Source organism: Streptomyces sp. NPDC056361 (genome assembly GCF_042262805.1).
Classification (GTDB): domain Bacteria; phylum Actinomycetota; class Actinomycetes; order Streptomycetales; family Streptomycetaceae; genus Streptomyces.
Genome location: NZ_JBHJQI010000004.1, coordinates 1 through 19,050, shown reverse-complemented (window position 1 = coordinate 19,050; position 19,050 = coordinate 1). Strand labels below are relative to the sequence as shown.

General features: G+C 73.5%; 16 protein-coding genes. 10 read left to right on the top strand and 6 right to left on the bottom strand.

Annotated features, from left to right (window positions below):
- The first annotated feature begins 257 nt into the window (after nt 1-257).
- Nucleotides 258-461, top strand: coding sequence for a DUF6229 family protein (locus ACFCY7_RS02085; protein WP_367827027.1), 204 nt, complete (start codon nt 258-260; stop codon nt 459-461).
- 196 nt (nt 462-657) lie between these two features.
- The gene (locus ACFCY7_RS02080) at nt 658-3,495 is read left to right on the top strand and encodes a type 2 lanthipeptide synthetase LanM family protein (RefSeq protein ID WP_376480525.1); all 2,838 of its coding nucleotides are present in this window, start codon (nt 658-660) and stop codon (nt 3,493-3,495) included.
- A gap of 25 nt (nt 3,496-3,520) precedes the next feature.
- Here the strand turns inward: ACFCY7_RS02080 and ACFCY7_RS02075 are convergent, their stop codons facing one another.
- Nucleotides 3,521-4,186 (bottom strand): deoxynucleoside kinase, encoded by a 666-nt coding sequence (locus tag ACFCY7_RS02075; protein WP_376480524.1) that lies wholly within the window; start codon nt 4,184-4,186, stop codon nt 3,521-3,523.
- A 376-nt stretch (nt 4,187-4,562) separates the two neighbouring features.
- Here ACFCY7_RS02075 and ACFCY7_RS02070 point away from each other — a divergent pair, with 376 nt between their 5' ends.
- The 3 genes from ACFCY7_RS02070 to ACFCY7_RS02060 all read left to right on the top strand — a co-directional run bounded on the left by ACFCY7_RS02070 (nt 4,563) and on the right by ACFCY7_RS02060 (nt 9,786).
- Nucleotides 4,563-5,162: an RICIN domain-containing protein gene (locus ACFCY7_RS02070; protein ID WP_376480523.1), complete on the top strand. Its 600-nt coding sequence runs from the start codon at nt 4,563-4,565 to the stop codon at nt 5,160-5,162.
- 150 nt (nt 5,163-5,312) lie between these two features.
- Entirely contained in the window at nt 5,313-9,200 is a 3,888-nt protein-coding gene (locus tag ACFCY7_RS02065) for a GDSL-type esterase/lipase family protein (protein WP_376480522.1), read from the top strand.
- Between the two features lie 97 nt (nt 9,201-9,297).
- Nucleotides 9,298-9,786 carry a hypothetical protein gene (locus tag ACFCY7_RS02060; RefSeq protein WP_376480521.1) on the top strand — a complete coding sequence of 163 codons (489 nt, stop codon included), beginning with the start codon at nt 9,298-9,300 and terminating at the stop codon, nt 9,784-9,786.
- Between the two features lie 64 nt (nt 9,787-9,850).
- Here the strand turns inward: ACFCY7_RS02060 and ACFCY7_RS02055 are convergent, their stop codons facing one another.
- Entirely contained in the window at nt 9,851-10,069 is a 219-nt protein-coding gene (locus tag ACFCY7_RS02055) for a dodecin (protein ID WP_376480520.1), read from the bottom strand.
- Between the two features lie 278 nt (nt 10,070-10,347).
- Here ACFCY7_RS02055 and ACFCY7_RS02050 point away from each other — a divergent pair, with 278 nt between their 5' ends.
- The 3 genes from ACFCY7_RS02050 to ACFCY7_RS02040 all read left to right on the top strand — a co-directional run bounded on the left by ACFCY7_RS02050 (nt 10,348) and on the right by ACFCY7_RS02040 (nt 13,477).
- The gene (locus ACFCY7_RS02050) at nt 10,348-11,598 is read left to right on the top strand and encodes an extracellular solute-binding protein (RefSeq protein WP_376480519.1); all 1,251 of its coding nucleotides are present in this window, start codon (nt 10,348-10,350) and stop codon (nt 11,596-11,598) included.
- 137 nt (nt 11,599-11,735) lie between these two features.
- Complete coding sequence (locus tag ACFCY7_RS02045) at nt 11,736-12,590, top strand: GNAT family N-acetyltransferase (protein WP_376480518.1); 855 nt, start codon at nt 11,736-11,738, stop codon at nt 12,588-12,590.
- Nucleotides 12,587-13,477, top strand: coding sequence for a lysophospholipid acyltransferase family protein (locus ACFCY7_RS02040; protein ID WP_376480517.1), 891 nt, complete (start codon nt 12,587-12,589; stop codon nt 13,475-13,477). Before ACFCY7_RS02045 ends, ACFCY7_RS02040 begins: the two co-directional genes overlap by 4 nt.
- On the opposite strand, the gene egtD is transcribed toward ACFCY7_RS02040, so the two are convergent.
- From egtD to egtA, 4 genes are read right to left on the bottom strand one after another with little or no spacing between them, the layout of a single operon-like run.
- A complete protein-coding gene (gene egtD, locus ACFCY7_RS02035; protein ID WP_376480516.1) occupies nt 13,372-14,337 on the bottom strand; it encodes an L-histidine N(alpha)-methyltransferase in 966 nt (321 codons plus the stop codon). The two genes, ACFCY7_RS02040 and egtD, sit on opposite strands and share 106 nt — an antisense overlap.
- Complete coding sequence (gene egtC / locus ACFCY7_RS02030) at nt 14,334-15,086, bottom strand: ergothioneine biosynthesis protein EgtC (RefSeq protein ID WP_376480515.1); 753 nt, start codon at nt 15,084-15,086, stop codon at nt 14,334-14,336. Before egtC ends, egtD begins: the two co-directional genes overlap by 4 nt.
- Nucleotides 15,086-16,402 carry an ergothioneine biosynthesis protein EgtB gene (gene egtB, locus ACFCY7_RS02025; RefSeq protein WP_376480514.1) on the bottom strand — a complete coding sequence of 439 codons (1,317 nt, stop codon included), beginning with the start codon at nt 16,400-16,402 and terminating at the stop codon, nt 15,086-15,088. The genes egtC and egtB overlap by 1 nt, the downstream gene beginning before the upstream one ends.
- Nucleotides 16,399-17,658 carry an ergothioneine biosynthesis glutamate--cysteine ligase EgtA gene (egtA, locus tag ACFCY7_RS02020; protein WP_376480513.1) on the bottom strand — a complete coding sequence of 420 codons (1,260 nt, stop codon included), beginning with the start codon at nt 17,656-17,658 and terminating at the stop codon, nt 16,399-16,401. Before egtA ends, egtB begins: the two co-directional genes overlap by 4 nt.
- Before the next feature lie 233 nt (nt 17,659-17,891).
- On the opposite strand from egtA, the gene ACFCY7_RS02015 reads away from it, so the two are divergent.
- Together ACFCY7_RS02015 and ACFCY7_RS02010 are read left to right on the top strand one after the other, a co-directional pair.
- Nucleotides 17,892-18,722, top strand: a complete 831-nt coding sequence (locus tag ACFCY7_RS02015; RefSeq protein ID WP_376480512.1) for a TIGR02452 family protein — start codon at nt 17,892-17,894, stop codon at nt 18,720-18,722.
- A 77-nt stretch (nt 18,723-18,799) separates the two neighbouring features.
- Nucleotides 18,800-18,970, top strand: coding sequence for a hypothetical protein (locus ACFCY7_RS02010; RefSeq protein WP_367827039.1), 171 nt, complete (start codon nt 18,800-18,802; stop codon nt 18,968-18,970).
- The last annotated feature ends 80 nt before the right edge of the window (nt 18,971-19,050 follow it).

Sequence of the window (19,050 nt, the reverse complement as noted above, 5' to 3'; positions counted from 1 at the left end):
GGGCGCGCTCGCCCTCCGAGGCGCCCTCGTCCGGGCGGGTCCGCCGGACGGGGCGCGCGGGGGTGGGCACCGCCGCTCACCTCGGCTCGCGCCCCGGCGCGCCGATCGGTGGGCACGGGCCTGGCGGCGAGACGGAGGCCTCCGGACGCGTCCGCACACCTGACGGAAGAATGACCGGTTCTGGCAGGTCTCGGACGGACTTCCTCCGGTGGATTCTGTAGCTCCGCGCATTCCCTGCGATTCGTAGGAGGAACCGCATGCCCGTCATGTCCGCCAGTCGTACCGACGAGATCGTCACCGCTTGGCTCCAGGGTGCCGAGACGGCCTTCGGCACCGACAACCCGGCCGGCCCGCTCTACGTGGGCGGGGCGGCCGGAGAGGCCGCGCTGACCGACGCCACCGAGGCGCTGCTCACCGGGTGCAGCAGCTGTACCGGCTCGTGGCACAGCTACTGCTGCTGACGCACCGCCGTACGGCACCGCACGCACCACCCGGGGAGCCCTGACGGGTTCCCCGGCCCGCGACGCCGCCCCGGCCCGCCGCGGCCGGGGTCCGACCGACCGCGACCGGACGCGTACGGCCGGCCGGGGCGGCTCGCGGGGACGCACCACCGGCCCGGGCCGGATCACGTGCACCCGTCGTCAGGAGAGGACCAGCATGGTGGAACCGGTGGCAGCGGCGAGCTCGGCCGACGGGGCACCGCCCGAGGGATGGTTCGCGGCACCCGTGGACGCGTTCGCGACCCCGCTGTTCGCGGAGCTGGCGGACCGGATCCCGCAGCTCACCGGGCTGGCCGCCGACGAGCGGACGGTCCTGCGCGAGGCGACCCGCGAGGCCCTCGGCCGCACGCTGCAGCTCCGGCTCAACCGGGTGCTCCTGCTGGAACTGAGGGCCGCCGCCCTGGCCGGCGAACTGCCCGGCGCGGACCCGGCCGCCCGCTGGGACGCCTTCGTCCGGCACGCCTCCGCACCCGAGTTCGCCGAGACCCTGCACCGGCGGTACCCGGCGCTGCGCGAACGGGCCTTCGCCTCCGGGCGCCTCCTGATCGAAGGCGCGCTGGAACTCGGCACCCGGCTGGCCGCGGACCGGGAGGCCATCGCCCGCCTGCTCGGCGACGACCAGGGCCCCCTGCGCGCCGTGGAGCTCGCGCGCGGCGACACGCACCACGGAGGGCGGGCGGTGGCCCGGGTGCTCTTCGAGCGGGGCAGCGTCATGTACAAGCCGCGGCCGGTGGAGGTGGACGCCGCACTGCGCTCCTTCGTCGCCGCCCTCCCCGGCGCCGAGGACCTGGGCGTACCGAGGACGGTGGTGCGGGACGGCTACGGCTGGGCCGAGCACCTCGGCCACCACTACTGCCGGGACGAGGCGGAACTCGCCCGCTTCTACCGCGCCCTGGGCGGATGGCTGGCGGTGATGCGCCTCCTCGGCGGGACCGACCTGCACGCCGAGAACCTGGTGGCCCACGGCCCGGTGCCCGCCGTGGTCGATGCCGAGGCCCTGTTCACACCCGACGTCGACGTCCCGCCGAGCGGGCGCGGCGACGCCGTCGACCGGGCGGCCCGCACCATCCGCACCACCGTGCTCCGCACCGGCATCCTGCCGCTCCGCACCGACGGCTACGCCCTCGCCGGCGTGGACCTGTCGGCCGCGGGCGGCCTGCCCGGCCAGCAGCCGCGGATCCGCGTCCCCCTCATCGCGGACGGAGGGCTCGACACCGCCCGCATGGAGATCGGCGTGGTGGACCTGCCGCCGGCCGGCAACCACCCCAGCCCCGAGCCGGTCCTGATCCGCCACTGGGACCAGGTGCTGACCGGCTTCGACACGCTCACCGGGACGCTGGCGGAACTCGACGCGAGCGGGGCACTCGGCACGCTGCTGAAGGCCTTCGACGGATGCCTCGTCCGCAGGATCCGCCGGCCCACGCAGGCGTACACGGACATCGGCCGGATGCTCTGGCACCCGGCCTCGCTCCACGACCCCGACGCCGGCCTCGCGCGGGCACGGGACATCCTCCACCGCAACGCCCTCGCCGCGCCCGGCGCGCCCCGCGAACCCGCCGTGATCGACGGGGAGATCGCGGACCTGCTGATCGGCGACGTCCCCGTGTTCGGCGAGCGGGTGGACGCACAGCGGCTGTCCGCCTTCCTGACCGGATGGCGGCAGGCGGACCTCACCCGCGAGCGCGACACCATCCGCAGCGCGCTGGTCGGCGCCTACCTCAACGAACGGCAGCTTCCCGACCGGGTGCGGACGCCCGCCCGGTCGCCGGGCACCGAGGACCTGGACCGGCGCCGCCGCGCCCTGGCGGCCGCGGCCGTGGAGACCGTCTGCGCGGCGGCCGTACGCGGTGCCGACGCCACCGCGACGTGGATCAGTCCGGTGCTCACGGACTACGGCTGGGCCGTCCGCCCGCTCGGCGCGGACCTCTACACCGGCCAGGGCGGTGTCGCCCTCGCCCTCGCGGAGTACGTGCGGGAGCACCGGGCCGGGCGGGCCGACCCGGTGGACGGCGTCGAGTCCGTGCTCGCCGGCGCCCTGGAGGTGCTGGCCGCCACCGAGGACACCACGCCCACCCGCCAGCTCGGCGGATTCACCGGGATCGCCTCGCAGGTGTGGACCTGGGCGGCCCTCCACCGGGTCCTCGGCACGTCGGGACCGCTCGACCGCGCCCGGGCCAGGGCCGCGCTGCTGACTCCCGAGCTCATCGCCGAGGACCGGGCGCTCGACGTGCTCGGTGGCGTGGCCGGTGTGATCGTCCCCCTGCTCGACCTCGCCGAACTCACCGGCCAGGAACGGTGGGTGGACGTCGCCGCCGAGGCCGGGCGGCGACTGGAGGCGACCGCGGTCCTCGACGACCGCGGGGCCCGCTGGTCCACCGTGATGTTCCCGGAGGGCATCGGCGGATTCGCCCACGGCGCCACCGGCGCCGGCTGGGCGCTCACCAGGCTCGCCCTCTCCACCGCCGGCAGCACGTCCGACCGGCGCCGGTGGTACGAACTCGGCTCCCTGGCCCACGACTTCGAGGAGTCGCTGTACTCGCCCGCCGAACGGGCCTGGGCCGACGCACGGGTCGGGGGAGAGGTCGACCATCCCACCGCGTGGTGTCACGGCAGCACCGGCATAGGCCTGGCCGCCGTCGACCTCCACGAGCGCACCGGCGACCCCCGCCACCTGGACACCGCGCTCCGCTCCGGCCCGGCCGGCCTGCGCGAGGGATTCGGCTGGAGCCACACCCTCTGCCACGGCGATCTCGGACTCTGGGAGGTCCTCCACCGGCTGCGCGGCCTGAACGGCTACGAGGGGCCGTCCGCCGCGCGGGCCGACGCGGAGCTCCTCACCGGCATCGAGCAGCGCGGCCCCGTCGGCGGCCTCGCCAAGGAGGCCTTCGCGCCGGGACTGCTCCCCGGGCTGTCCGGCGTGGTCCACCAGCTCCTGCGGATGCACCCGGACGCCCGGCTGAGCTCGCCGCTCCTCCTGGGGCTCCCCCCGGCATAGCCGACGTCACCCCGGCGGGCGCCGGTCAGACGACGCGGCGCCCGCCCTCCGCCAGGGCCTCCCTGACCTCGCGCGCCACACGGGCCGCGTCGTCCGGGTTGTTCACCACGTCCGTGTTGTTCATGTCGACGACGAGGACGTCGCTGGCCGAGTAGTGCTTGTGCACCCAGTCGTCGTAACCGGACCACAGCGTCCGGTAGTACTCGACGAGGCTCTCGTCCTGCTCGAAATCGCGCCCCCGCAGCCCGATGCGGTGCATGACCGTCTCGAAGTCCGCCTTGAGGTAGACCATGAGATCGGGGGCCTTGCGGTACGGCAGGCCGTCGATCTCGCGCATCATCTCCTCGAGCAGCCCCTCGTACACCCGCATCTCGAGGGTGCTGATCCGGCCCAGCTCGTGGTTGACCTTGGCGAAGTACCAGTCCTCGTAGATGGACCGGTCGAGCACGTTGTCGCCCTGCTTGTACGCCTCCTTGATGGCGGCGAACCTCGTCTGCAGGAAGTAGAGCTGGAGCAGGAAGGGATAGCGGTTCGCCTGGATCTCCTCGGGGCTGGCCGAGTAGAAGAGCGGAAGGATCGGATTGTCGTCGACGCTCTCGTAGAAGACCTCGCTGCCCAATTCCTTGGCCAGCAGCTCGGCCACACTCGTCTTGCCGATTCCGATCATGCCTCCGACGCAGATCACCGGCATACCTCACTTCTCCCCGGGGTTCTTCTGTTCGTGGGCGGGGGAGACGGTGTCCCGCACCCCTGTGACACACGGTGGTCACGCGATTCCCCGGGATTCCCTGATCGAGGTCGGCCGCAGCCCGCGGCAATTTTAGATGACTTTCCCGCCCGGGCCGTCCGGTGCGCCGGGACGGTCCGCACACCGCCTCCCGTCACCGCGGGTAGTCGTTCCGCCTCACCTCGGGTGGCGGCGTCGGGGGGGCGCACGGTTCCCGTTCGGTCGAGAACCGGACGTTCCGGCGCGCGCCGGTCCCACACGGACGGCCGATGCCCCTTCTCGCCTCGCGTCAGTACATTCGCCGTTCCCGATCTTGCCTCCCCCTCTCCGAGGAGTCACCGTGTCGCATCGTGTCCGGCTGCCCAGAGTGCTGCGCGCACTCGCCTGCGCCGCCCTGCTCGCCGCCTTCTCCGTCGCCCCGGCGACGGCCGAGCCCGTCGACTCCGGCTCGGCGAGGAGCGGGAGGGCGCTCCCGTCGATCTTCCCGCCCGACGGACACGTCGGGCGCCTCGTGAACGTCGGAACGGGCAAGTGCCTGGAGATCGCGGACGGTTCGCACGCGGACGGTGCCCGCGCACAGCAGTGGGACTGCGTGGGGGTCCGGCACCAGTCCTGGCGGTGGGAGCTCAGGGGGGTCTGGTACGACGAGTGGCAGCAGGAGCGCCACAACTACCGTCTGATCAACGTCGAGAGCGGCAAGTGCCTGGAGATCGCGGACTTCTCGCGTGCCGACGGCGCCCGCGCGCAGCAGTGGACGTGCGCCAACGTCGCCTCCCAGATCTGGGACTTCCCGTACGCCAGCTACCGGCGGACGCTGATCTACAACTGGAACAGCGGCAAGGCCCTGGAGATCGCCGACGGCTCGCGGGCCAACGGGGCCCGGGCGCAGCAGTGGGAGGTTCCCTACATCGTTCCGAACCACATGAGCTGGGACTTCTGAGCCACCGGCGGGCCGGGGCCGGCTCCCGGGAGGCGCGCCGCCGCAGCGCGGCGAGAACTCGCCACACGGCCACTCCTGTGGAGGATGGCCAGGGATGATTACGCTGCGTAACGTCATGGGTGATCACAGTGCTCGTCCCTGGAGGTCCCCATGCGCCTGTTCGCCGCTGCTCTCGCGTGCGCGGCCGCGATCGGACTCGTCGCGCCCTCGATCCCCGAAGCCGCTCCCGGAGCCAGCCCACGGCCGGTCTCCGTGACGGCCGTGGAGCCCGGCGGCGACCTCGCGTGGACCGGCGTCGGCGACGAGGAAGGCTTCCACGTCCTCGTGGCCCGGAAGTCGGAGGGGCATGCCTGGCGAACCGTCACCTCCCTCTCCGAGCCCGGGATCGACACCGACCGTTGGATCGGCAACGCCTGCCTGACGGCCTCCGGACGCAGACTCGTGGTCGTCTACGCGCCCCGGGCGTTCACCAACCGGTCCGAACTCTTCCTGCGGGGCGGCTTCTCGGCGGTCGTGGACCTGGACACCGGCGCCGTGCGCAAACTGCCGGTGCGGACGACCCTCGCGTACTACAACCCGGGATGCGGCGCGGGCGAGGAGGCCGTGCTCACGCAGGCGGGCGACACCGACCTCGGGCAGACCCGGCTGATGCGCCTGGACACCGCCTCGGGCACCCTCGGCGATCCCGTGACGGCGGCCGGTCAGGTCACGTCCGCCGTGCCGACCTCGCAGGGGCTGGTGGCGGCGTCGGGCCCCCGGGTGGTGAGGGTCGACCCCGACGGATCCCTGCACACCCTGGCCCGTTCGACGGGCACGCCGTTCGAGCTCCACCCCGACCGCGAGGGCGCCGTCTGGTTCATGGACCACACGGCTGATCAGGTGCGTGTCCGCCGGCACCACCAGGGCGGCACCCACTCCTACGCGCTCGGCGCGACCGGCCGCGTCGGCCTCTCCCCGGGGGCCGGGGGCCGGGTGTTCCTCACGGGACTTCCCGGCGAAACGCGCGCTCCGAAGACCGCCGCGGTACCAGGGGAGACGGAAGGGGCACTGCCGGCGACCGCGTCCCGGCTCGCCGTGCCGGCCACGGCGACGCCCTCCTCGACCGGCGCGATCGCCGTGACCGACACGGAGCTCGGACCGGGCAGTCGGACCGCCGACGGGCCGCGCGTCACGACGGTGACCGTGGGCACCGGACGGCAGAGCGTGGCCCACGTCCCCGTGGAGCGGCGGACCCCCGCCCGATCGGAACAGGGACACGCCCCGTCCCCCCGCCCCGCGGGGCGTCCCATGGCAGGACCGCGCGCGGCCGAGGACCCGCACGATCCCGTCGACGCCGACCGCACCTGCTCCGTCCCCCGGGGCGACGTCCGCACGCAGGTCTACCAGCCGACCCCCCACCAGGTGGAGTGGGCCGCCGACATGCTCGCCCAGGGGCACCTCGACCTGGAGCGGCCGGCGAACTGGAAGGGCTCCGGCCTGCCCGCGTACGCGCCGAACCGCATGTTCCCTCCCGTCCCTCTCGCGGGCGGCGGACGGATCCCGGCGCAGATCCTGCTCGGCATCACCGCGCAGGAATCCAACATGTGGCAGGCGTCCCGCCACACCGTGGAAGGGCTGACCGGCAACCCGCTGATCGGGAACTACTACGGCATCCCGTTCAAGGTCGCCGCCGACGAGAACAAGTGGGACGTCGACTGGACGCACGCGGACTGCGGCTACGGCATCACCCAGGTCACCGACGGCATGCGGATGGCCGGCCGCACCAAGCCCGGCGAGGTCGCCCTGCCGCCCGACCAGCAGCGGGCCATCGCCGTGGACTACGCCGCGAACCTCGCGGCGGGCGCGCGCATCCTGGCCGAGAAGTGGAACGAGCAGGCCGCGTACGGCATGAAGGTCCACGACGGGGACCCGGCCCGCCCCGAGAACTGGTTCATGGCGGTCTGGGCGTACAACAGCGGCTTCTACGCCAGGGAGGGAGCGGGCGTCCCCTGGGGGCTCGGCTGGTTGAACAACCCGGCCAACGCCCACTACGCCGAGAACCGGCACCCGTTCCTCGACGGCCGACCCAGCGACGCCTCCCACCCCCAGGACTGGCCCTACCCGGAGAAGGTCCTGGGCTGGGCCGCGAACTCCATCGGCAAGACCACCGGGAACGACGGGGCCGGGTTCCAGCCCGCCTGGTGGAACACTCCCGAGCAGCGCGCCCAGGTCAAGCCGCCGCGCTTCCTGTTCTGCCTGGTGGAGGCCAACGACTGCGACCAGCGCCGCACGTTCGTGCCCGACGACCCGTCGGTGATGCCCTCGAAGCCGGGGGAGAAGCCGGAACCGCCCAGCCACTGCGGGCACATCAACCCCGCCACAGGAAAGTACGACCTGAAGTGCTGGTGGCACGGGTCGGTGGAATGGAAGGACGACTGCGCCACCGAGTGCGGCAACGAGAAGATCCGGTTCGACGCGGGAGTGCACGGCAACCCGCCCGACGTGCCGGTCCATCAGCCGAACTGCCAGGCCGAGGACCTGCCCCAGGGCGTCCTCGTCGTGGACGACGTCCCCGCCGACGTGCCCGCGATCACGCCGACCGCCTGCCCGCGGCGCAGCGACGGCACCTTCGCTTTCGACTTCGCCAAGGACGGACAGACCGGGGACTACCTCTCCAAGGCCGACCTCCACCAGATCGGCGGCGGATTCGGCGGGCACTTCTGGTTCACCCACAGCCGCGCCGGGGCCCTCGGCGACCGCCTGAAGGTGACCGGACGCTGGGAACTCGGACGCGAGTTGGACGGCTGGGCGCGGGTCATGGTCCACATGCCGAACCACGGCGCCCACACGCAGCAGGCCGCGTACACCGTCCATACGGCCGACGGGCCCAAGCGCCGCACGTTGCTCCAGCGCACGGAGGAGAACCGCTGGGTGCCGCTGGGAGCCTTCCGGTTCACGGGGCGGCCGCGCGTCGAGCTGACCTCGATCACGGGCGGCGCGCCGGACGGCAAGGAGGACATCGCCTTCGACGCGGTCGCGTTCCAGCCGCTTCCCGGCAAGCCGCGGCACCAGGTCGTCGTCCTCGGCGACTCCTTCGCGGCCGGCGAGGGGGCGTCGCCGATCGACGGCGCGAAGTACTACCCCGAGTCCGACCGCATGGGCCTGACGCCCTACGCCAACGCCTGCCACCGCTCGTACGCCGCCTGGTCGCGCAAGGCACGGCTGCCCGGCAGCCTGCACACCCTCGGCTACCGGACGGACGTCTGGGATCCCGAGGTCGACGCGCACCTCCTGGCGTGCAGCGGCGCCCGCACGCAGATGCTCCTGCCGACGGCCGCGCCCGGTCAGGAGCCGGTGCGCAACGCCTTCGGACTGGCGGCCGAGGGCCAGCACCTCGAACCCCCGCAGCTGGACAAGGGGTTCCTCGACGAGAACACCACGCTGGTCCTGCTGTCCATCGGCGGCAACGACGCCGGATTCGCGGACATCTTCGCCACCTGCTTCGCAACGGACGCCTGTCACGAGAACCTCGTCCTGAACCTGGACGCCACGACGAGGAAGCGGATCACGGACAAGGTCGGGCCCTCCGTGAAGACGGCGCTGCAACAGATCGCCCAGGCCGCGCCCAACGCGAAGATCGTCCTCATGGGCTACGTGAAGCTGTTCACCGCCTCCTGTGACACGACGCCCCAGCCCGGTCAGACCGCCTTCTACAATCCGGAGGCCGGAGAGGTCGAGTGGATGGGGAAGATCACCCTTCACCTGCGCGACACGCTCGCGGCGGTGGTCAAGGAGCTCCGCGAGTGGCCCGACCGGATGGACGTCCACTTCACCGATCCGATCGAGCGGTTCGGCTCCCGAGGGGTGTGCGGAAACCCCGAGGCGGTCAACGCGGGCATTCCCAAGCCCACCCGCGGCGAAGGCGCGAAGGGCGGCTTCCCCGGCCTCAACCCGCTGGTGAGTCAGCAGTCCTTCCACCCCAACGAGCTCGGCACGACCATCCTCGCCGACGCCCTCACCACCGACCTGCCGCTCTTCGGCTACCCCCGCGCCCGCTGACCCCGGGCACCCGCACCGGGACCCGCCAGGGAACCCGGTGCGGGACCGCCACGGAATCCCGGGGCGCCCTCGTCGTGCGGCTCCTACGCTGGGGCCCGTGACATCGGACAACAGGCCGCTGGCCGTCTTCGACCTCGACAACACCCTGGCGGGCACCGCGCACCGCCAGCACTTCCTGGAGCGCAGGCCCAAGGACTGGGAGGCGTTCTTCGCGGCGGCGCCGGACGATCCGCCGCTCGACGAGGGCGTCGCGCTGTGCCGCGAGGCGGCGGAGGAGTGCGAGGTGGTCTACCTGACCGGGCGGCCGGAGCGGTGCCGGCGGGCGACCGTGGCGTGGCTCGCCGAGCAGGGTCTCCCCGAGGGGGCGATCCACATGCGGCGCAACCGCGACTTCCGGCCGGCCCGGGTGACCAAGGTGGAGATCCTGCGCCGACTCGCCGCCGACCGCACGGTGAGGATGCTGGTCGACGACGACACGGCGGTGTGCGACGCGGCGGAGGCGGCCGGCTTCCGGGTCGTGCGCGCCCGGTGGGCGGAGCCCTCCGAGACGCTGCGGGAGGCCCAGGAGAAGGAGGGCCGTACCTGAGCGGGGCCGCCGCCGGCGGTCGGTCGGACGGTCGGGTGGAGGGGCGGACGGGGGAGGGGGCTTCTCAGGCCACCTCGTCCTCCAGGCGGAAGCCGACCTTCAGGCCGACCTGGTAGTGCTCGATCGCGCCGTCGACGATGTGGCCGCGCACCTGGGTGACCTCGAACCAGTCGAGGCCCCGCAGTGTCTGCGAGGCGCGGTGGATGCCGTTGCGGATGGCCTCGTCGACGCCCTCGGTGGAGGTGCCGACGATCTCGGTGACGCGGTAGGTGTGGTTCGACATGGGGGCGGAGCTCCTCTCGGTGCGTTCCCTCCACGGTGCCCCAGGGTGCGTCGGCCCGCGACACGACGAGGGCCGGGCGGCGCACGAGGGCTACCGGAGGTAAGGGCTCGGCCTGCCCGACCTCGGGTCGGAACGGGATGGTCCAGGACTTGACCATCCCGTTGGTCCAGACCAGAATCCAGGCCACATACCCGCGCGAACACCCCGTTCGGTCCCCCCATGTCGGGTCAGCCCCCCATGCCGCACGCCCCTGTGCTGAACCGCAGAAGGTGACCCACGTGAAGAACCGCCATCTCGCCTGCCCCCTGGCAGCCGTCACCGCGCTCGCCCTCGCCGGCTGCGGGATGCTGCCGGGCGGAGGCGGCCAGACGAAGACCGTCAACATCTGGCTGATGAGGGACAGCGTCAGCGAGGACTTCCTCACGCGCTTCACGGAGGCGTACGAGGACGAGCACGACGGCGTCGAGCTCAACGTCACCATCCAGGACTGGACCGGCATCGGGAAGAAGGTCACCGAGGCCATCGAGGGTTCCGGCGGACCGGACGTCATCGAGGTCGGCAACACCCAGGTCGCCCAGTACGCCGACACCGAGAAGCTCTTCGACCTCACCCTGGAGTCGGTGCGCGACCTCGGCAGCGAGGACTGGGTGCCCGGCCTCGCCGAACCCGGCAGCATCGGCGGCTCCCAGTACGGCATCCCCTGGTACGCCGCCAACCGCATCGTCATCTACAACAAGGACCTCTTCCAGGACGCCGGCATCGACGAGCCGCCGGCCACCCGCGCCGAGTGGCTCACCGACACCGAGAAGCTCAACCAGGACGGCAACCAGGGCATCTACCTCGCCGGACAGGACTGGTACACCCTCGCCGGCTTCATCTGGGACGAGGGCGGCGAACTCGCCGTCGACAAGGGCGGCGAATGGACCGGCGCGCTCGAATCGCCGGCCGCCCGGCGCGGCATGGCCTACTACAAGGAGCTCCAGTCCCTCGGCGCCGGCCCCAAGAACGCCGACGAGCAGAACCCGCCGCAGGCCGACGTCTTCGCCAAGGGCGACGTGGCCCAGCTCATCGCCACCCCCAGCGCCGTCGCCGCCATCCTCAAGGCCAACCCGGCGCTCAAGGACAAGCTCGGCTACTTCCCGATACCCGGCGCCAAGGCCGGCCAGCCCTGCGCCGTCTTCACCGGCGGCTCCGACCTGATCATCCCGGAGAACGCGCCCCAGCGCACCGCCGCCATCGACGTCGTCAAGGCGTTCGCCGGCGAGAAGTGGCAGTCCGAGCTCGCCCGCACCATGGGGTACGTGCCCAACAAGAAGAGCCTCGCCTCCGTCGTCGCCAACCAGGAGGCCACCGCGGTCATGGCCAAGGGCGCCGTGCGCGGCCGGGCCACCCCCAACTCCCCGCAGTGGGCCAGCGTCGAGGGCGACAACCCCATCAAGCCGTACATGACGGCCGTCCTCATGGGCGAGGACCCCCTGAAGGCCGCCAAGGAGGCCTCGGGCGCCATCACGGACACGCTCGCCGAATAGCATTCAGCGTTCGCACACCGGCGATCCCCCGGACGGTCAACTCGAATCCAGCCGGTCACGGAAGAAGTAGGGAGCCGGGCCACCGCGCAAGCGGCCCGGCCCGCCCCGTCCGCTTCCGTCCGCCGGAGGAGCCCGCCATGACCGCACCGACGCCCCTGCTCGCCGTCTCCGCCCCGACACCCCCGCCCGCCGTCCCCGCACCGACGCCCCTGCTCGCCGTCCCCGCGCAGCCCGCGGTCCCCGCCGAGCAGCAGGAACCCACCCCCCGGTACGTCGTCGGCCTCGCCCGCCACCAGGAGGACGTACGGGCCGCCCAGCGGCTGCGCCACCTGATCTTCGCCGGCGAGATGGGCGCCCGGATCGACGGGCCCGAGCCCGGCCTCGACATCGACGCCTTCGACGCGTACTGCGACCACCTCCTCGTCCGGGAGGAGACCACCGGCGAAGTCGTCGGCACCTACCGCATCCTGCCGCCCGAGCGGGCCGCCGTCGCCGGCCGCCTCTACGCCGAGTCCGAGTTCGACCTCACCCGGCTCGCGCCCATCCGGCACGACCTCGTGGAGGTCGGGCGCTCCTGCGTCCACCCCGCCCACCGCAACGGCGCCGTCATCGCCCTCATCTGGGCCGGACTCGCCCGCTACATGACCGACACCGGACACGAGTGGCTCGCCGGCTGCTGCTCCCTGCCCCTCGCCGACGGCGGCGCCCTCGCCGCCGCCACCTGGGACACCGTCAAGGCCAAGCACCTCGCGCCCGAGGAGTACTGGGTCACCCCGCACAAACTGTGGAGCCCCGACGGCATCACCCGACCCGAAGGCCGCACCGAGCTCCCGCCGCTGCTCCGCGGCTACCTCCGCCTCGGCGCCCAGGTCTGCGGCGCCCCCGCGCACGACCCCGACTTCGGCGTCGCCGACCTCTACGTCCTGCTCTCACTGCGCCGCACCAACCCGCGCTACCTCCAGCACTTCCTGTCGCTCGCCCCGGCGCGGTGAACGGGCCCACGGCACCCTCGCCGTGGCTCCCCACGGCGCCCTGCACCCCGGGCCGCTGCGCCGCCCACCCGCACACCGGCGGCGACCACGAGGCCGCCGGTGCCGCCCTCGCCGTCCTGCGGCTGGCCGCCGGGACCGGCACCGTCCTCCTCGGCCTGCTCCTCGCTCCCGGCACCGCGCTGCTCCCGCCCGCCGCCCGGCTCGCCCTCGTCCGCTCCTGGGTGCGGGCCGTGGTCCGCGCCTTCGGCGTACGCGTCCGGTACGCGGGCGACGCACCGGCCGCGGGCCCGCTCCTCGTCGTCGCCAACCACGTCTCCTGGCTGGACATCCCCCTGGTCGCCGCCGTGCTGCCCGGCCGGATGGTCGCCAAGGCGGAGGTGCGGGGCTGGCCCGTCCTCGGGGTGCTCGCCGCCCTCGGCGGCACCCTGTTCCTCGACCGGGACGGGCTCCGGGCCCTGCCCGGCGCCGTACGCGCGATGACCGGGGTGCTCGGGGCGGGCGGCCGGGTCGTCGTCTTCCCCGAGGGGTCGACCTGGTGCGGCCGGGCCGGCGGGCGCTTCCGGCCGGCCGCGTTCCAGGCGGCGCTCGACGGCGGGGCCGACGTCCAGCCGGTACGGATCGACTACCGGCCCGCCGGGGCGGCGGCCTACGTCGGCGACGACCCGCTCGGCGCCTCGCTGTGGCGGGTCGTCACCACCCGCCGCCTCACCGCGGAGGTCCGGCTGCCGGAGCGGATACCCGCCGCCCGGCACCCGGACCGGAAGTCGCTCGCCGCCGCGGCTCAGCGCGCCGTCGCGAGCGACAGCGCGAACCTGCCCGCACCGTCCGTCCACCAGCGGTCCAGGTCGAGGTCCGCCTCCGCGAGCTCGGCCCGGACACCCGCCTGACGGAACTTCGCCGACACCTCCGTACGGATCTCCTCGCCCGCCGCGAACGGCACCACGAGGTCCAGCTCCGGGATCTTCACGGTGAGCGCGTGGCGGGCGCGCAGCCGCATCTCGATCCACTCGCGATCCGCGTCCCACACCGCCACGTGGTCGAACGCGTCCGGGTCGGCGTCCGCGCCCAGCTCCCGGTCGATCACGGACAGGACGTTCTTGTTGAAGGCGGCCGTCACCCCGGCCGCGTCGTCGTAGGCGGCGACGAGCGTCGCCTCGTCCTTCACCAGGTCCGTGCCCAGGAGCAGCGCGTCACCCGGCGAGAGCATCGCCCGCACCGAGCGGAGGAACGTCCGCCGCTCCTCGGGCAGCAGGTTGCCGATCGTGCCGCCGAGGAAGGCGACCAGACGCGGCCCCGGCGTTCCGGGCAGCCCGAGCCCCCGGGTGAAGTCGGCGACCAGCGCGTGGACCCGCAGCCCCGGCCGCTCGGCGAGCAGCGACTCGGCCGCCCCGGTCAGCGCGGACTCGCTCACGTCCACGGGGACGTAGCTGTCCAGACCGGGGAGCAGCGCGTCGATCAGGAACCGGGTCTTCTCCGAGGAGCCGGAGCCCAGCTCCACCAGGGTCCTCGCGCCGGTGGCGGCGGCGATCTCCGGGGCCCGCTCCGCCAGGATCTCCCGCTCCGCCCGCGTCGGGTAGTACTCGGGCAGCCGGGTGATCTCCTCGAAGAGCTCACTTCCCCGGGCGTCGTAGAACCACTTCGGGGGCAGCTCCTTGGGGAAGCGCGTCAGCCCGTGCAGGACGTCGGCGCGCAGGTCGGCGCCGGCGGCGTCGTGGGCGAGGGTACGGGTCAGCTGGAACGGGCTCACGCGGACGGCTCCTTGAGCGGGGTGAGGGTGACGTCGGTGCAGGTGGCGGTCACGAGCGTGTGACCGGGCACCTCCCGCCAGCGCGGATCGACGTCGTACGGTTCGGAGGCCACGACCACCCGGTCGGGACCCGTCAGGTACCAGAGGCTGTCCCCCCAGGTCGTCGCGGCGATCGTGGCGCCGTCGGTCAGCAGCAGGTTCAGCCGGGACGCGGGCGCCGCGGCGGCGGCCTCCCGCACGGTGTCGGCGAGCGCCCGGCCGGGCGCGTCCCCGGCCCGCAGCCGGTGCAGCACGAGCGCCCACAGCAGCGCCGAGTCGGTCCGCGCCTCCAGGGACAGGAGCTCCCCGGCCGGGAGCGTGGCCGCCAGGGGGGCCATGGAGCCCGGCCAGCCGGCGACCGCCCCGTTGTGGCTGAACAGCCAGGGCCCGCCGGCGAACGGCGCCGCCGCGGCCTCCCCGTCCGCGCCCGGCAGCGTGGCACTCCGTACGGCGGCGAGCACCGCCCCCGAGCGCACCACCCGGGCGAGGTCCGCGAACGACAGGTCGCCCCAGATCGGTCCGGCCCGCCGGTACCGCGCGGGCACCGGATCGCCCTCCGCGTACCAGCCCACGCCGAAGCCGTCGGCGTTCACGACCCCGCTCGCCTGCGTACGGGGCTCCCACGACTGGTGCAGCAGCGCGTGCTCCGGCCGCAGGATCAGCTCGCCGAGCGCCACCGGATCGCCCACGAAGGCGATGTGACGGCACATCAGTCCAGCTCCGCGCTGCGCGCCGTCCGGAAGCCCGAGAAGATCTGGCGCCGCACGGGCAGGTCCCAGTTGCGGAACGTGCCCCGGCAGGCGACCGGGTCCACCGCGAACGAACCACCGCGCAGCACCTTGTGCTCGGGGCCGAAGAACACCTCTGAGTACTCCTTGTACGGGAAGGCCGTGAACCCCGGGTACGGCAGGAAGTCGCTCGCCGTCCACTCCCACACGTCGCCGATCAACTGCCGTACGCCGAGCGGCGAAGCGCCCTCCGGGTAGCTCCCCGCGGGGGCCGGACGCAGGTGCCGCTGGCCGAGGTTCGCGTGCTCGGGACCCGGATCGGCGTCGCCCCACGGATAGCGCCGCGAACGCCCGGACACCGGGTCGAACCGCGCGGCCTTCTCCCACTCGGCCTCCGTCGGCAGCCGGCGGCCCGCCCAGCGCGCATAGGCGTCCGCCTCGTACCAGCTCACGTGCAGCACCGGTTCGTCCTCCGGCACCGGCTCCGCCACGCCGAACCTGCGGCGCAGCCACTGCCCGCCCTCACGCCGCCAGAACAACGGCGCGCCGATGGAGTGCTCCCGGATCTGCGCCCAGCCCTCCGGCCGCCACCAGCGCCGCTCCGTGTAGCCGCCGTCGGCGATGAAGGCCAGATACGCGCCGTTCGTGACCGGCGTGGTGTCGATGTGGAACGCGGGCACCAGACGGGGATGCGCCGGCCGTTCGTTGTCCAGCGCCCACGGCTCGTCCGAGGTCCCCATCGTGAACGGGCCCCCCGGCACCAGCACTTCGGACGGCAGCGGCCCGGACCGCCGCACCGGCGGCGGGGGAGCGGACAGTGCCGCAGGCCCCTTCCGCAGCTGGTGGGTGATCAGCATCGTCTCGTCGTGCTGCTGCTCGTGCTGGGCGATCATCCCGAAGGCGAAACCGGCGTCGAGGAGCGGCCGACCCTCCAGGGGCGTGCTCTCCAACACGTCGAGCACCCGGATCCGTACGTCCGCCGCGTACGCGCGGGCCTCGCGGGGAGCGAGCAGCGGAAGGGACGGGCGGGTGGCCCGCGGATGCTCGAACGCGTCGTAGAGCGAGTCGATCTCGGGCCGCAGCGCCTCACGCCCGGCGACGGCCCGCCACAGCCACTGCTCCTCCTGATTGCCGATGTGCGCCAGGTCCCAGACCAGCGGCGACATCAACGGGGAGTGCTGCGCCGTCAGTTCGCCGTCCTCCACGCAGGACGTGAGGAGCGCCGTCCGCGCCCGCGCCACGGTCAGCGCGTCGAGGGCACGTTTGCGCAGGGCCTCCGGATCCGTTCCTTCGGTCATGACGTCACCGCCTGGAGCTCGTCGGCCGGGCAGCTCCCGGGGATCACGTACCGTTCCTGGAAGGCGGCGACCGCGCGCCGCACCGTCTCGCTCGCCCCGACCCGCGGCAGCGCGTCGAGCGCGACCGCGAACACGGTCCGCGCGGCGGCGTGCAGCTCGGGATCGGTCAGGCCGTCACGGGCCGCCGCGGACCAGAGCGGATTGCGCGGAGCGGGCCCCGAACCGGCCCGCTTCCCCAGGGGTTCGAGCGCCCGGTAGACGGTCTCCGCCGCCGCCGCGTCCTCGAACACGGCCGTCGTCACGGCCACCGGGACCATCCAGCCGTCGGCACCCCGCTGCGCGTCGACCATCCGCAGCTCCAGATGGCCGCGGGGCCGCACCGGCGGGAACAGCGTCGTCACGTGGTAGCGCAGATCGTCCGCGTCGGCCGGGCGCGGCAGGCCCGTCCGCAACCACTCCCGGAACGTCAGCCCCTCCGGCACCGCCCACGGACCCTCGTCGGCCCGCACGCACAGCACCGGGGTGTCGAGCACATGAGCCGCCCACTCCGTGCGCGGCTCGCCGTCGGGCGGAGGCGCCAGCGCCCGTACGGGGTCCAGATCCGCCCACAGCGCCTGCCGCGTCGAACGCCAGCCGGTCCGGCGGCCGCCGTGCACGGCCGAGTTGGCGAACGCCGCCACCAGCACCGCGCCCAGCAGATGGGCCAGCCGCCAGCGCCGCTCGTAGCCCAGCGGCCCCGGCTCCTCGACGCCCGCGTCGAGGCAGATCTGCACCGAGGCCGAGTCGCACATCATCGCCCGCCCGGCCGTACCGGTCCGGCCGAGCGCCGTCTCCATCGCGTCGTAACGGGGCTCGTGCAGCACCCTCTCGCGCGGCGCGAGCCACGGATCCACCCCGTACCCGCTGAGCGTCAGACCGAGCGGCCCCAGCGCGCCCCGCACCGCCCGCAGGTCGGCCGCGAGGGAGTCGAGGCACTCCATGAGGGAACCGGCCGGGCGCGAGCTGAGCTCCAGCTGCCCACCGGGTTCGAAGGTCAGGAGCGACACCAGCGGCAGCGTCCGCACGGTGTCGACCGCCGCCGCGAGCCTCGGTTGCCGTACGGGCGTCCGCGGGTCCCGCAGATCGTGCACCAGCCACTCCAGCTCCGCCCCCACCGTGCGGGGCGGGCCGGTCTTGAAGCAGATACATCGCAGCAGGTCCTCCGCCTCTCCCTCGGTGAGAGGGGGCCCGCCGCGCGGTATGCCGCTCGGGTCCATCCGTGCACCTCCAGGTCATGGGGACACGCCCCGGGAAGTCGCTGCTTCCACCTAAAGCCACCTCCGACCGGCATGCAAGAGCGCCTCAAAGGCACCGCGTGCTCCCCCTGTGCCCCTGTTCGTCCGAAACCCCTTCCCTCGCGGGTCCCGCCCAGCCCCGCCCGAGCCCGCCCCGTCCCGCACCCGGCGAAATCCCGTTGCCCCACCGCCGACGAAACGATCATCCTGACGGCATGAGCGCACGACTGCGCGCGATCGCGCGGCAGACCGAGGAGATCGTGGCCGCGGGCCACTACCAGGCCCCCGACGGACGAACCGTCTCCCTCGCCGAAGACCTGGCCGCGGCCCTGTCGGGAACCCGCCTCCACGGCCCCGACCCCGTCGCCGTCACCCCCGACACCGACCGCACACCCACCCTCGACGTCACCGGCGAGAGCAGCCTGGCGGCCGCCCGCAGGATGACCGGGGCCGACGCCTCCCGCCCCGTGGCCGTCCTCAACTTCGCCTCGGCCCGCAACCCCGGCGGCGGATACCTCAACGGCGCCCAGGCCCAGGAAGAGGCCCTGTGCCGCTCCTCCGCCCTCCACGCCACCCTGCTGCGCGCCCCCGCCTACTACACCCACCACCGCGCCGAGCGGGACGCCTTCTACACCGACCGCGTCATCCACTCCCCACGCGTGCCCGTCTTCCGCGACGACCACGGCGCCCTGCTCGCCGAACCCTTCACGGTCGGTTTCCTCACCTCGCCGGCGCCCAACGCGGGCGTCGTCCGCCGCACCACCCCCGACCGCGCCCACGAGCTGCCCGCGGCCCTGGCCTCCCGCGCCGAGCGGGTCCTGGAGACGGCGGCCGCGACCGGCTACCGCCGGCTCGTGCTCGGCGCCTGGGGCTGCGGCGTCTTCATGAACGACCCGGCTGAGGTCGCCGGGTCGTTCAAGGCACTGCTCACCGGCGGCGGACGCTTCGCCGGCCACTTCGACGAGATCGTCTTCGCCGTCCTCGACCGCTCCGCGGGCACCAGGACGCTCGCCGCCTTCACCCGCGTCCTCGGCCGCACGCCCTGACATGCGGCTTTCCCGCCCCCGTGCCAGGCTGAGGGGATACGGACCACAGTCCGACACCCCTCACGGGAGGCACGATCGTGGGCAAGAAACAGACCCGGACGAACCGGGGAGCCCGTACCGGCGGTCATGAGCACCGCACCGAGGCGGCGGCGAAGGAGCAGACCGCGGCGGCTCCGAAGCGCGAGACCACGATGCCGCTGGTGGAGCACGCGTCCCACCGCAAGGAACGAAAGTTCGGCCACAACTGACGCGGAGCGAGGCGGGGAGCCGACGGGGGACGTGACCGGGGCCCGGCGCCGTGACGGCGCCGGGCCCGGTCCCTCACTCC